Origin of the sequence: Pseudoxanthomonas sp. PXM02, from assembly GCF_014851805.1 — a bacterium.
Taxonomy (GTDB): Bacteria; Pseudomonadota; Gammaproteobacteria; order Xanthomonadales; family Xanthomonadaceae; genus Pseudoxanthomonas_A.
In genome coordinates, this window is record NZ_JACVAK010000001.1 from 1,655,976 (window position 1) to 1,669,256 (window position 13,281).

The window sequence follows — 13,281 nt, forward strand, 5'->3', positions numbered from 1 at the left end:
GAATAGCGACCATGTTCACCGCCTGCCCGCATTGCCAGTTCCTCGTCGCCCGCGATCCGCACTCGGGCGCCACGCCCACGGAGTGTCCGCGCTGCGGCAAACCGCTGGCGACGGGCGGTGACACGACGACACCCGCACCCAGTCTGGCCACGCTGCTGCATGCCGCGCCCGTCGACAACGAGGCAGAAAGCACTGCCGCAAAGAAGGTCGAAGCGGACGTCGTCGAAACGCAGGCCGTCGACGATGCGGCGATGGAAACACCCTCCGTCGCCGCGTTGACGGAAACACCGTCGCCGCTGGCCGATGCTCCTGATGCGGACACCGCCGACAAGAACGACGCAGGCGTGCAGACCGGCGAAACCGTCGCGAGCGAGGCGACCGCGGCAGCGACGCCAGCACCGGACGTGACGTCACCGCCGGTGATCGAAGCGCCGGTCGTCGTGGCGCCACCTCCTGCACGCAAGGCGACCGGACCGCGCTTCCTGCACGGCGCGCGCACCACGCCGGTGCATACGCGTCGCGCACGCCTGCAGTGGACGATCGCCGGCGCACTGTCATTGCTGCTGTGCATCCAGGTCGTGATCGCCGATCGCGCGCGGCTCGCGATGCAGGCGGGCTGGCGTCCCGTGGTCACGGCCCTGTGCGGTGTCTTCCGTTGCGATGTACCGACGTGGCGTGAGCCCGCCGCATTCACCATGCTCAGCCGTGATGTACGTCCCCTGCTCGACATGCCCGGCACCCTGCAGGCGCAGGCCACGTTCCGCAACGAATCGCGCTGGGCGCAGGCCTGGCCGGTGATCCTGCTGACATTGAAGGACGCCGATGGCCGCACGCTGGGCGCGCGGGCACTGCAACCAACCGATTACCTGCCCGAAGGCGAGACGGCCACCGCCATCGGACCGGGCCAGAGTGCGCAGATGGCCGTGCGCATCCGCGAGCCCAGCGCCAGCGTCGTCGCGTTTTCCTTCGACTTCCGTTAAGTCCGCCGATTCATCAAAAAAGCGGGTGCGCGCGCCGCGATCAGGCGCTAGACTCGTCCCCCCGCCGAATACCCGTACGCACAGGCGGGCATCTGCATCCGTAGCGCCCAGGGGATCCGATTGAACGCTGCCTCCACACGTCAGGACACGCCACGCCCCGCGTCGCGCCCACCGCTGCGCGAACATGTCGCGCAATCGGTGCGACGTTACCTGCGTGACCTGGATGGCAGCGATGCGGACGACGTCTACGAGATCGTGCTGCGCGAAATGGAAATCCCGCTGTTCGTGGAAGTGCTGAACCACTGCGAAGGCAACCAGAGCCGCGCGGCCGCCCTGCTCGGCATCCATCGCGCCACGCTACGCAAGAAGCTCAAGGACTACGGGCTGGCCTGAGTCTGCCGGACCGTTTGGTGCGCCGCGTTATAATTCGCGCCCCGCTCCGTCCCGCCGTCCTCCATGACCCTCGATCTCCAGCCCGTCCGCCGGGCGCTGTTGTCCGTTTCCGACAAGACCGGTCTGCTCGACCTGGCCCAGGCCCTGGCCGCCCACGGTGTCGAACTGCTGTCCACCGGCGGCACCGCGAAGACATTGCGTGACGCTGGTCTGACCGTACGCGACGTCGCCGACGTCACCGGTTTCCCGGAAATGATGGATGGCCGGGTCAAGACGCTGCATCCCAAGGTGCATGGCGGCCTGCTGGGCCGCGCCGGCACCGACGACGCCGTGATGGCCGAGCACGGCATCGGCGCCATCGACCTGCTGGTGCTGAACCTGTACCCGTTCGAGTCCGTGACGGCGAAAGCCGACTGCACGCTGGCGGACGCGGTGGAGAACATCGACATCGGCGGCCCCGCCATGCTGCGTTCGGCGGCGAAGAACTTCGCCCGCGTCGCGGTCGCGACCGATCCGTCGCAGTACGCGGACGTGGTGGCCGAACTCGCCGCCAACGACGGTGCGCTGTCGGCGCAGACGCGCTTCGCGCTGTCGGTCGCCGCGTTCAACCGTGTGGCGCAGTACGACGCCGCGATCAGCAACTACCTGTCCGCGATCACCGATATCTCGTCGGACGTGCCGGCACGCAGCGCGTTCTCCGCGCAGGCGAACGGCAGCTTCATCAAGGTCACGGACCTGCGCTACGGCGAGAACCCGCACCAGCAGGCCGCGTTCTACCGCGACCTGTATCCCGCACCCGGTTCGTTGGCAACGTTCACGCAGTTGCAGGGCAAGGAACTGAGCTACAACAACATCGCCGACAGTGACGCGGCGTGGGAATGCGTGCGCCAGTTCGATGCGCCGGCATGCGTGATCGTGAAGCACGCCAACCCGTGCGGCGTCGCCGTTGGCGTGGCCTGCGGCGATGCGTATGAGCTCGCCTACGCCACCGACCCGACCAGCGCCTTCGGCGGCATCATCGCCTTCAACCGCCCGCTGGATGCGGCCACGGCGAAGGTCATCCTGGATCGCCAGTTCGTCGAAGTGCTGATCGCGCCGGACTACGACCAGGGCGCGCTCGATTACGCGACCAAGAAGGCCAACGTGCGCGTGCTGCGCATCCCGCTGGCACCCGCGTCGAAGGGTTTCATCGATACCAAGCGCATCGGCTCGGGCCTGCTGCTGCAGACCGCCGACGACCGAGTAGTGACGCGCGACGAACTGAAGGTGGTGACGAAACTCGCACCGACCGACGCGCAGTTCACCGACCTGCTGTTCGCGTGGAAGGTGGCGAAGTTCGTCAAGTCCAACGCCATCGTCTACGCAAAGGACCACCGCACCATCGGCGTCGGCGCCGGCCAGATGAGCCGCGTCTACTCGGCACGCATCGCCGGCATCAAGGCGGCCGATGCGAACCTGGTGGTCGAGGGCTCGGTGATGGCCAGCGACGCCTTCTTCCCGTTCCGCGATGGCATCGACGCAGCGGCGGCCGCCGGCATCAAGGCCGTGATCCAGCCCGGTGGTTCAATGCGCGACAACGAAGTGATCGCGGCCGCGGACGAACACGGCATCGCGATGGTGTTCACCGGCGTGCGGCACTTCCGCCACTGACGGCGATGCCGTGGGCGGTCGCCGGGATGGTGGCCACCCACGCTGAAGTCTTCTTCGCTCATTGAACCGACCGGCACAGGAACTCGTCACCGCCATGAAGATCCTCCGCCAGCATGCCGCCCCGCTCGTCCCGTTGATCCCCCTGTTAGTGCTGGCCGGCTGTGTCGGCACGCAGGACCGCCTGCAGGAGGCCAAGGCGAAGATCGCAGCCACGTTGCCCGCGCCTTACTTCGAGGACCTGGTGACCGAGTCCGTGGACGTCGACGGAAAGCGCCTGGTACTGCGCGTGCGCAGCCCGGCCGGCGACGCCGTCAAGACGCGCGAGGCCGCCGGCTTCGGCGTCCTGAAACAGAGCGAGCAGCGCGCGCTGTACGACCTGTGCGCTTTACCGGAAATCGTCCCGTTGATCGACAGCGACGCCATCCTGGTGCGCCGCTTCATCGACCGCAACGACGCGCTGTTCTTCGAAGTACAGCTCCCGGCACGCGAGTGCACATCTCCGCCGGCGGATGCGTCGGTCTCGTCATGAGGAATGCCCCTTGAAAGTCCTGGTCATCGGTTCCGGCGGTCGTGAGCACGCGCTGGCGTGGAAGCTGGCGCAGTCGTCGCGCGTGGACGAAGTGATCGTGGCGCCCGGCAATGCCGGCACCGCCACGGAAGCGAAGTGCCGCAACGTCGCGATCAAGGTCACCGACATCGAGGGCCTGCTTTCGCTCGTGCGGGCCGAAGGCATCGGCCTGACCGTGGTTGGCCCGGAAGTGCCGCTGGTCGCCGGCGTGGTGGATCGCTTCCGCCAGGCCGGCCTGCGCATCTTCGGCCCCACCGCCGCCGCTGCGCAGCTCGAAGGCAGCAAGGCGTTCGCAAAGGACTTCCTGGCCCGCCACGGCATTCCGACCGCGTTCTATTCCGTGCACACCGACGTGGACGCCGCGCTCGCCTACGTCCGCGAGAAGGGCGCACCGATCGTCGTCAAGGCCGATGGCCTGGCGGCCGGCAAGGGCGTGATCGTGGCGATGACGCTGCAGGAAGCGGAAGACGCCGTACGCGACATGCTGTCGGGCAATGCTTTCGGCGATGCCGGCGCGCGCGTGGTGATCGAGGAATTCCTCGATGGCGAGGAAGCCAGTTTCATCTCGATGGTCGACGGCACGACCGCGCTGCCCATGGCGACCAGCCAGGACCACAAGCGCGTGGGCGATGGCGACACCGGCCCGAACACCGGCGGCATGGGCGCGTATTCGCCTGCGCCTGTGGTAACGCCCGAAGTGCACGCACGCGTGATGCGCGAAGTGATCAATCCGACCGTGCAGGGCATGATCGCCGACGGCGTGCCGTTCACCGGCTTCCTGTATGCCGGCCTGATGATCGACGCCAGCGGTGCGCCGAAGGTCATCGAGTTCAACGTGCGCTTCGGCGATCCCGAGACACAGCCGGTGATGCTGCGCCTGCAGTCGGACCTGGTGGACCTGGTCGAAGCGGCGATCGACGCGAAGCTCCACGCGACGGAAGCCCAGTGGGATCCGCGCCCGTCACTGGGCGTGGTGATGGCGGCGGCACCGTATCCGGAAACGCCGATCACCGGCGACGTGATCGCCGGTCTCGACGACGTGCCGGCCACCGCCAAGGTCTTCCACGCCGGCACCGCGCTGGATGCCGACGGGCACGTCGTCAGCGCCGGCGGTCGCGTCCTGTGCGTGGCAGCGCTCGGTGACTCGGTGTCCGACGCGCAGCGCAACGCCTATGCCGGCGTCGACAAGGTGCGATGGACGAACGAATTCCACCGCACCGACATCGGCTGGCGCGCCATCGCGCGCGAACGCGCAGGCGCCTGACCGCTTACAGCGTCGCTACGAAGTGCGCCGCGTGCTCGCGCGGCGCACTGCGCAGGTACTGCGGCGCGACCGCCACCTGCGCACCAAGTGCGGCCGCGGCGTGCCACGGCCAACGCGGGTCGTACAGGATGCCGCGCGCCAGCGCGACCGCATCCGCCTGGTCCCGCTGCAGGATGTCCTCGGCCTGCTGTGGCTCGGTGATCAGGCCGACGGCCATCACCGGCATCGCCACTTCGCGCTTGATCGCCTCGGCGAAAGGCACCTGGTAGCCCGGCGCCAGCGTGATCTTCTGGCCCGGATGCAGGCCGCCACTGGACACGTCGATGAAATGGCAGCCGCGCGCATCCAGTGCCTTCGCCAGCACGAGGCTCTGCGCAAGATCCCAGCCGCCCTCGACCCAATCGGTGGCGGAGATGCGGATGCCGAGCGCCATCGATGCCGGCACGACGGCCTTGACCGCATCGAACACCTGCAGCACCAGCCGCATGCGGTTCTCCAACGAGCCGCCATAGGCATCGTCGCGCTGGTTGCTCAGCGGCGACAGGAACTGGTGCAACAGGTAGCCGTGCGCGGCATGGATCTCGATCAGGTCCAGGCCCAGTCGGACCGCGCGACGCGCGCTGTCGGCGAAGGCGGCGATGATCGCATCGATGCCCGCCTGATCCAACGCCACCGGGGGATGCTGGCCTTTGCTGTAGGGCTGTGAAGATGCGGACACGGTCTGCCAGCCGTGCGGTGCGTCCGGTGCGACCTGCGCGCCGTGGTGGTCCCACGGCCGCTGCGTGGATGCCTTGCGGCCGGCATGCGCCAGCTGCACGCCGATCGGCATCATGGAGTAGCGACGTGTCGCCGCCAGCGCTTTCGCGAACGCGGCTTCGGTGGTGTCGTCCCACAGACCAAGGTCGGCCCAGCTGATCCGTCCGCGTGGCTCGATCGCCGTCGCTTCGATGATCGCCAGCCCTGCCCCGGATTGCGCGAGGTTGGGCCAGTGGAACGCATGCCAATCGGTCGCGCGGCCTTCTTCGGACGAGTACTGGCACATCGGTGCGATGACGATGCGGTTCGGAAGCGACAAAGGCCCCAGGGCGAGGGGCGAGAACAGATGACTCATCGGGAGGGAAAACCGGACAACGTGGGGAGCGCCACTATCCTCCCGCCCTCCTGCCCCTTCAACGCCACGGGCGGAACACTGTCGGGTGCGACGACTGGCATCGCCATCGCGATTTGCTAGGCTGCGCGCAACCCACGGAGGGCGCATGTCCAGCCACAGCCAGTTCTCGCTGCTGACACAACGGCGATTCCTGCCGTACTTCACCGTCCAGGCGCTGGGCGCCTTCAACGACAACGTCTACCGGCAGGCGATCATCGGCCTGCTGATCTTCCTGGGCGCCAGCACGGACGAACGTGCGCTGTACGCGATCATCGCGCCGGCCATCTTCATCCTGCCCTACTTCCTGTTCTCGGCCATCGCTGGCCAGATCGCCGAGAAGCTGGAGAAGCAGCGGCTGATCGTGATCACGACGACGATGGAAATCGTGATCATGTCGCTGGCGGCGGTCGGCTTCCTGCTGCAGAACATGCCGGTCCTGCTGGTCGCGCTGTTCTGCACCGGCGTGCAGTCCACGCTGTTCGGCCCGGTGAAGTACTCGGTACTGCCCTCGATCCTGAAGCCGGAGGAACTGACCGGCGGCAACGGCTTGGTCGAGATGGGTACGTCGATCTCGATCCTGTGCGGCATGATCGCCGGCGGCATGATTTTCCAGGTGGCCGGCGCACACGGCCCGCAGGCGGCCGCCATCGCCATCGTGCTGCTGGCGGTGCTGGGCAACGTCCTGTCGCGGCTGATCCCGCGCATGGATGCCGGCGCGCCGGACCTGAAAATCAACTGGAATCCGATCCCCGAGTCGCTGGTCGTGCTGCGCATGGCCAAGCAGCAGCTGGCCGTGCGCAACGCCATCCTCGGCGTCTCGTGGTTCTGGTTCTTCGGCACGCTGCTGACCTCGCAGCTGCCCACCTACGCCGAGTTGCACCTCGGCGCGCCAAGTGACTCGGCCACGCTGTATGTCGCGGCACTCGCACTGTTCTCCATCGGCACCGGCGTGGGTTCGCTGCTGTGCGAGAAGCTGTCGGGGCGCACCGTCGAAATCGGCCTGGTGCCCGTGGGCGCCTTCGGCATGACCGCCTTCCTGCTTGACCTGTACTTCGCGCGCCCCGGCCTGGCGCCGGTGGGCGGACTCACCCTGTCCCAGTTCGTTCATCAATCCGGCAGCCTGCGGATCATCATCGACCTGGTCGGCATCGGCCTGTTCACCGGCATCTTCGTCGTACCGCTGTTCGCGCTGATCCAGAGCCGTACGCGCACGTCCGAGATGGCGCGCGTGTTCGCGGCGCTGAACATCCAGAATTCCGGCTTCATCGTGCTGGCGGCAATCAGCGGCCTCGTGCTGCAGCGCTTCCTTGGGTGGAGCAGCCCGCAGATGTTCCTGGCACTGGCCATCGCCAATGCCGTGGTCGCGATCTGGATCTTCACGATCGTGCCCGAGTTCCTGATGCGCTTCCTCAGCTGGCTGCTGGTGCGCGCCCTGTACCGGCTACGCCTGCATGGGATCGAGAAGAACGTCCCTGACGAAGGTCCCGCCCTGATCGTCTGCAACCACGTCAGCTACATGGACGCGCTGATCCTCTCGGCGACGATCCCGCGGCCGGTGCGATTCGTCATGTACTACAGGATCTTCCAGATCCCGGTGATGAGCTGGATCTTCCGCACTGCCAAGGCCATTCCGATCGCGGGCGCGAAAGAGGACCCCGCGTTGATGCAGCGCGCGTTCGAGGAGATCGATGCCGCGCTTGCGGCAGGCGAGATCGTCGGCATCTTCCCGGAGGGCGCATTGACGAAGGACGGCGAGATCGCTGCCTTCAAGTCCGGCGTGGAGAAGATCCTGGAGCGGCGTCCGGTGCCCGTGGTGCCGATGGCATTGAGGGGCATGTGGGCCAGCATGTGGAGCCGGCGCGATACCCGTCTGGGTCGCATGCGCGTGCCGCGGCGCTTCCGCGCGAATGTCGAGGTGGTTGCGGGCGAAACGATGGACGGTGCCTCCGTGGATGCGGATCAGCTGGAAGCGTGCGTGCGGATGCTGCGAGGCGATGCGGCCTGAGATCGTCGCGCCGCCCTGTTCCGCATCCCGCCGGGCACCCGCGAGGTGCGGTCACCGCCCTCCGCTTCGTGGTTCATTTTTCGCACAGGTCTGGCACTATTGGTCGGCCTGAGCGGCATGCACGCCGACTCGCACGCCCCTCCATCCCTGTACAAGGAAAGCCTGCATGAGCGCCGTACCTCCCATGCCCCCGTCATCCGCCGCACCAGGCAGCGTCCCCAATCATCTCGCCTGGTCCATCGTGTCCACGGTCTTGGCGACCTGCCTGTGCTGTCCGCTCGGCCTGATCGGCATCGTCGCCATCGTGTTCTCGGCGCAGGTGAACACCAAGCTCAACCAGGGTGACCTGGAAGGCGCCCGCCGTGCCTCCGCCAACGCCAAGACCTGGTGCTGGGTAGCCACTGCGTTCGCCATCATCGGCCTGCTGCTCAACATCGTCATGCTGGCCACCGGCGGCATGGAGACCTACCTGGAAGCGATGCAGCAGATGCAGCAGGTGCAGTGATCACACTGCGCCCCCTGCACTACGTTGCATTGACGGCGGCGGCCCTGGTGGCCGCCGCTGGCATTTGGCTGCTGCTGAATTTCGATCCGAACGCAGCGGACAGCCCGTTCCCCGGCTGCATGTTCCGCGCGCTGACCGGCTATTTCTGCGTAGGCTGCGGCCTGACACGCGCCCTGCACGCACTGGTCCACGGCGACCTGCCGCGCGCGTTCGCGATGAATCCGCTGGGCGTCCTGCTGCTCCCGGCCATTCCGCTGATGATCGCCCATGGGCAGGGCTGGCGCCCGCAGGTATTGGCGCCGCTGATGCGCGTGCTGCTGGCGCCCCGGTTCTGGCTGGTGCTGTTGCCGGCCTACTGGATCGCACGGAACCTGCCGTGGTTTCCGTTCACGCTGCTCGCGCCGGGCTGATGGCTGCGCGCCTCAGCTGACCCAGCCACCGATCACGAATACGGCAAGCACCGCCAGCCACAGCAGCAGGATGCGCCAGACCAGGCTCATTGCATCGCGCAGTTCCGGCAGATCGCGCATCGCCTGCACCATCCCCTCTTCCGCGTACTCCTCGGCTTCTTCCGCCAGTTCGCCACGCACGCTCGCGCGTGCGGCGTTGGCGAGGAAGCCGGTATCCAGGCGGAAGCGCGCACCGCCGGCATCGCGCCAGGCGGAGAAGACCGTGTCGAAGTTGCCGACCAGCGCCATCGCCAGCGTCATCAGCTGTGCGACCGGCCAGTCCAGCGCGGTCTTCAGTGCCTGCGCGCCCGCTCGGTTCTGCTCGGGCAGGTCCTGCGACGTGCTGCCCTGCACGGCCAACCGGTAGAGGATCGCACCGAACGGACCCAGCAAGAGGAACCAGAACAGCACGCCGAACCAGCGCTGCAGCGCATTGGTGAAGACGGCTTCGACCAGCGCCGGACCGTCCAGCGCGGCGGCTTCGCCCGTCAGCCCCAGTCGCGCGATCGCCGCGCGACGCGTGGGCGCGTCGTGCGCATCGATGACGGCTTCGACATCCACGTCGAGATCGCGCGGACCCCACGCGTAGACCAGCACCGCGATGTCGAACAGCAAGCCGACCAAACCGTAGACCGGACCATCGAGCAGCCACTGCAGCAGCGCGACCACGAGCAGTACGGGCACCAGGGCGAGCGCGATGGCGTAGCGCCCGCGCCAGAGGTCTCCGCCGACCTCGCCCAGCCAGTGCAGCCACGCCGTGTACCAGCCGTACTGGCGGAACGACGCGACCAGCGTGGGCGCGACGTGGCCAAGCACCAGTGCAAGCACGACGGCAACGAGCGTGATCGACATGCGGCTCCTCCGGGTCCGGGATTCTAGCGCGCGGGTGCGTTAAAGCCCGGTCTCGGCCGGTATCGCCTTGCTGCGCATGCGCATGCCGGCGTGCCAGTGCTCGATCAATGCGCGAGCAATCGAAATGGACGGCGACAACAGCAGACCCTCTCCGTCGTCGTTGCCCTCGCGCGCCAGTGCGGCATCGATCTCGTCGAACGAGAACCAGCGCGCATCCTCCAGCTCGCCGTCGACCTGCGGGATATCGGGCTCCGCATCGGCGCAGAACCCCAGCATCAACGCTCCCGGGAACGGCCAGGGCTGCGCGCCGAGATAACGGCACCCGCGCACGCGGACCTGCGTCTCCTCCCGCACTTCGCGCGCCACCGTCTGCTCCAGCGTTTCACCCGGCTCCACGAAGCCCGCAACCACCGAATAGCGTCGTGGCGGCCACGATGCCTGACGTCCCAGCAACAACCGTTCGCCATCGCTGACCGCCACGATGACCGCGGGATCGACGCGCGGATAGTGGTCCTTGCCGCACTGCGTACAGTGCGCGGTGTAGCCGGCACGCCGGAACGTGATGTCGCCGCCGCAGACGCTGCAGAAACGGGTGGACGACTGCCAATGCAGCAGCGCGCGCGCCATCGCGAACACGCCGGACTCGAACGAAGGCCACGCCGCCGCGGCACGCCGCAGGTCGAGCCAGGCCGGCGCCTCCACGGCGTGGTGGCGTGCATGCGCGGCGAACCACGCCACGCCGTCACGAAGACCCAGGAAAAGACTGGCGCCCGGACCGCCCCCCAGCGACGCACCCGCGATCGCCAGCGGAGCACCGTCCGTCTGCGCGAGTGCGCGACCTTCGTCATCGAGGATCAGGACGCGTGCGGCAGGCCACAGACGCGCCAGCGCATCGGCGTCATCGCGCAGCGCATCGGCGCGATCCAGCGTGTCGCCTGCGAAGGCGAAGCCGGACAACGGAGCAGAAATCGAGGCGTGACCTGTCACGGAACGCGGCAGGCCAGGATTCACATGCTGAAACTGCTGCCGCAGCCGCAGGTGGTCTTGGCGTTCGGATTGCGGATGACGAACTGTGCGCCCTGCAGGCTCTCGCTGTAGTCCACTTCCGCGCCCATCAGGTACTGCAGGCTCAGCGGATCGACCAGCAGCGATACGCCATCGGTATCGACGGCGACATCGTCCTCGGCGCGGTTCTCGTCGAACTCGAATCCGTACTGGAAGCCCGAGCAGCCGCCGCCCTGGATATAGACACGCAGCGCCAGGCTGTCGCTGCCTTCTTCCTGGACCAGCTCACGCACCTTCGCCGCCGCGGCCGGCGTGAAGTTCAACGGCCGGTCGATGGACTGGTAATCGGGTGCGGCCGCCGCAGTGGGCAGGGAAACGACGGTGGTCATGGCGAAAGGATGGGGGCTGGAGGAAGGCAGTTCAAGCTCAGCGGGTACCGGCGCCCTCGCCGGCCCCTTCCTTCGCGGCGGCCTGGGTCCACGGGAAGGACTGTTCCACGGCAGCGCCGCTCTGCGGCACGACGCGGGCTATCACGCGCACCGGCTTGAAGCCCGGCGGCAACAGCAGGTCGCCTTCGACCTGCTGGAAATACTTGAACGAGTAAGGCACGCCTGGCGCATTCGGCTGCTGCCGCAGGTCGGCCCAGCCCAGGCGCCGCAACTTGCCCGCTTCGGTGCCTTCCACCGACACCAGCAGGCGACCGGCATTCACCGCGCCGCGGTTGAGGTTCTGGGTGAGGGTGGCGGTGAAATGCCAAGCCTGCTCATCCTGCGGCTGCAGGGTCAGTTCGTGCACGGACAGGCCGCGGCGCTGAGCGGTGGCGCCGACGAACCGTTCGTAGAACGCGACATCGGCGCGCAGGCCAGCGATTTCCTCGTCGCGCTCGGACAGCGCCGCCTGCAGGTCGCGGTTGGCGTCACGACTGATCTGGTCGGAACGGGACAACGTGGCGACCTGCTGTTCCAGCGATTCGATGCGTTGCTGCTGGCCGCGCATCTGCGCAGGCGTTGGGCCTTCGCCGGGACTGCCCGCCAAGGCCCGCCACAACGCCCAGCCACCGATCACGAGCACCACCGCGAGCCCGAGGGTGGCGATGATCGGCCCCTTGCGGAACCGGGGGGGCGGTACGGTCGGCGGAAGGGGCCTGGCGTTCATGGCCGCAGGATAGCGCGGCCGTTCCCAGCGGGCTCTGAATGGCGCCGTCAGGCGTCGGCAGTCGCCCAGGCCTCCGGCAGGGCCGCGGCGTCATGCGCGCCTGCGGATACCGCGTCCGCATGTACAAGACGGCCGGTGAGCTGCGCGCCGGCGCTCATTTCGACGACCTTGTAATGCAGGTTGCCCTGTACGCGGGCCTTGGTCGCCAGCTCGATGCGCTCCAGCGCATGCACGTCGCCGACCATGCGGCCGTTGATCACCACCACCGGCACCTGCACCTCGCCTTCGATGCTGCCCTGCTCGGCCAACGTCAGCACGGCGCGCTCGCCGGCTTCGGCGATCACTTTGCCCTGGATGTGGCCTTCCACGTACAGCCCGCCGCTGAACACCACGTCGCCACGGATGGTGACCTGCGGCCCGATCAGGGTGTCGATGGCGCCCACGTCGGGACGGATGGGCTTGGTCTTGAACATGTCACTTGCCTCCTGCGGCTGTGGCGGTCTTCCAGTCGAGGGCCTGCTCCACCGCGGCATCGTCGCCATGCAGCGACACCTTCACGCGCTGCGGCGTGAAGCCGGGCGGCAGCATCACGTTGCCATCCAACTGTTGGAAATAACGGAAGGAATACGCCTGCGCCGGCGCACTGCGCTGCTGGTGCAACTCGTCCCACTGCACGGCAGCCAACTTGCCAGCGCGCACACCTTCCACGGTGAAGCGCATCTGGCCCTGGCTGATCGCGCCTCGATTCATCGTCTGCGTCAGCATGATCTGGTACCGCCACGTACCGCCGGCCTCGGGCGCGAACTCGGCGACATGCACGGTCAGGCCCTTGCGCTGGCTGGTGGACCCCACCAGGCGCTCATAGAACGCGATGTCGGCACGCAGCGCGGCGATTTCCTCGTCGCGCTCGGCCAGCGCGTCCTGTACTTCGACATTGGCCGCGCGACTGATCTGGTCAGAGCGTGCCAGCGTGGACTCGCGCTGGCGAAGGGAATTCAACTCCGACTGCACGGCCCTGGCTTCCCGCTCTGCCTTCGTCCTCGCCGCGTCCACCTGCGCCAGGCGTGGCGCTGCCGTGTGGCTCGCGGCCCACCAGACTCCGCCCACGCTGATCACCCAGGCCAGGCCCAGCAGCAGCGAGCTACCGCGGCGGCGCACGGCGGCATCACGCGGCACGATCCGGAAGCGGGAAGGAGCAGACACAGGCATGACGGACAAGCGGCAGGCGGCGCTCAGCCGGCAGCCAGACGGGACCCCTATACTCGCCGCAGTGGCGCGAGCCCATGAGTCTAACGGGAGTGGCCG

At 67.7% G+C, this 13,281-nt stretch carries 15 protein-coding genes; 8 read left to right on the forward strand and 7 right to left on the reverse strand.

Translation table 11 applies throughout. From position 1 onward, the window contains the following. Nucleotides 1-11: 11 nt before the first annotated feature. The 5 genes from IB225_RS08035 to purD all read left to right on the forward strand — a co-directional run bounded on the left by IB225_RS08035 (nt 12) and on the right by purD (nt 4,855). The gene (locus IB225_RS08035) at nt 12-980 is read left to right on the forward strand and encodes a DUF3426 domain-containing protein (RefSeq protein ID WP_192310650.1); all 969 of its coding nucleotides are present in this window, start codon (nt 12-14) and stop codon (nt 978-980) included. Between the two features lie 120 nt (nt 981-1,100). Next, nucleotides 1,101-1,373 (forward strand): DNA-binding transcriptional regulator Fis, encoded by a 273-nt coding sequence (gene fis, locus IB225_RS08040; RefSeq protein ID WP_192310651.1) that lies wholly within the window; start codon nt 1,101-1,103, stop codon nt 1,371-1,373. Between the two features lie 63 nt (nt 1,374-1,436). Then, nucleotides 1,437-3,023: a bifunctional phosphoribosylaminoimidazolecarboxamide formyltransferase/IMP cyclohydrolase gene (gene purH, locus IB225_RS08045; protein ID WP_192310652.1), complete on the forward strand. Its 1,587-nt coding sequence runs from the start codon at nt 1,437-1,439 to the stop codon at nt 3,021-3,023. Nucleotides 3,024-3,117: 94 nt separating this feature from the next. Next, on the forward strand, nt 3,118-3,552 hold the full coding sequence (locus IB225_RS08050; RefSeq protein WP_192310653.1) for a hypothetical protein: 435 nt from the start codon (nt 3,118-3,120) through the stop codon (nt 3,550-3,552). A 10-nt stretch (nt 3,553-3,562) separates the two neighbouring features. Further along, nucleotides 3,563-4,855, forward strand: coding sequence for a phosphoribosylamine--glycine ligase (purD, locus tag IB225_RS08055; RefSeq protein ID WP_192310654.1), 1,293 nt, complete (start codon nt 3,563-3,565; stop codon nt 4,853-4,855). Between the two features lie 4 nt (nt 4,856-4,859). Here the strand turns inward: purD and IB225_RS08060 are convergent, their stop codons facing one another. Then, a complete protein-coding gene (locus tag IB225_RS08060; protein ID WP_192310655.1) occupies nt 4,860-5,966 on the reverse strand; it encodes an NADH:flavin oxidoreductase/NADH oxidase in 1,107 nt (368 codons plus the stop codon). Between the two features lie 145 nt (nt 5,967-6,111). Between IB225_RS08060 and IB225_RS08065 the strand changes: the two genes are divergently transcribed. The 3 genes from IB225_RS08065 to IB225_RS08075 all read left to right on the forward strand — a co-directional run bounded on the left by IB225_RS08065 (nt 6,112) and on the right by IB225_RS08075 (nt 8,925). Next, nucleotides 6,112-8,010 (forward strand): MFS transporter, encoded by a 1,899-nt coding sequence (locus IB225_RS08065; protein WP_192310656.1) that lies wholly within the window; start codon nt 6,112-6,114, stop codon nt 8,008-8,010. Nucleotides 8,011-8,176: 166 nt separating this feature from the next. Continuing rightward, on the forward strand, nt 8,177-8,515 hold the full coding sequence (locus IB225_RS08070; RefSeq protein WP_192310657.1) for a CD225/dispanin family protein: 339 nt from the start codon (nt 8,177-8,179) through the stop codon (nt 8,513-8,515). Next, entirely contained in the window at nt 8,515-8,925 is a 411-nt protein-coding gene (locus IB225_RS08075; protein ID WP_192310890.1) for a DUF2752 domain-containing protein, read from the forward strand. Before IB225_RS08070 ends, IB225_RS08075 begins: the two co-directional genes overlap by 1 nt. Nucleotides 8,926-8,937: 12 nt before the next feature. Here IB225_RS08075 and IB225_RS08080 read toward each other — a convergent pair whose 3' ends face one another. The 6 genes from IB225_RS08080 to IB225_RS08105 are packed head-to-tail and all read right to left on the reverse strand — an operon-like array spanning nt 8,938 to nt 13,179. Continuing rightward, nucleotides 8,938-9,816, reverse strand: a complete 879-nt coding sequence (locus IB225_RS08080) for a hypothetical protein (protein WP_192310658.1) — start codon at nt 9,814-9,816, stop codon at nt 8,938-8,940. A 39-nt stretch (nt 9,817-9,855) separates the two neighbouring features. Then, complete coding sequence (gene nudC, locus IB225_RS08085) at nt 9,856-10,773, reverse strand: NAD(+) diphosphatase (protein ID WP_225583324.1); 918 nt, start codon at nt 10,771-10,773, stop codon at nt 9,856-9,858. A gap of 50 nt (nt 10,774-10,823) precedes the next feature. Further along, entirely contained in the window at nt 10,824-11,210 is a 387-nt protein-coding gene (gene erpA / locus IB225_RS08090) for an iron-sulfur cluster insertion protein ErpA (RefSeq protein ID WP_192310660.1), read from the reverse strand. 37 nt (nt 11,211-11,247) lie between these two features. After that, entirely contained in the window at nt 11,248-11,976 is a 729-nt protein-coding gene (locus IB225_RS08095; protein ID WP_225583325.1) for a DUF6776 family protein, read from the reverse strand. Between the two features lie 47 nt (nt 11,977-12,023). After that, nucleotides 12,024-12,449 (reverse strand): polymer-forming cytoskeletal protein, encoded by a 426-nt coding sequence (locus tag IB225_RS08100; RefSeq protein ID WP_192310661.1) that lies wholly within the window; start codon nt 12,447-12,449, stop codon nt 12,024-12,026. A 1-nt stretch (nt 12,450) separates the two neighbouring features. After that, nucleotides 12,451-13,179 (reverse strand): DUF6776 family protein, encoded by a 729-nt coding sequence (locus IB225_RS08105; protein ID WP_345776580.1) that lies wholly within the window; start codon nt 13,177-13,179, stop codon nt 12,451-12,453. Nucleotides 13,180-13,281 lie beyond the last annotated feature (102 nt).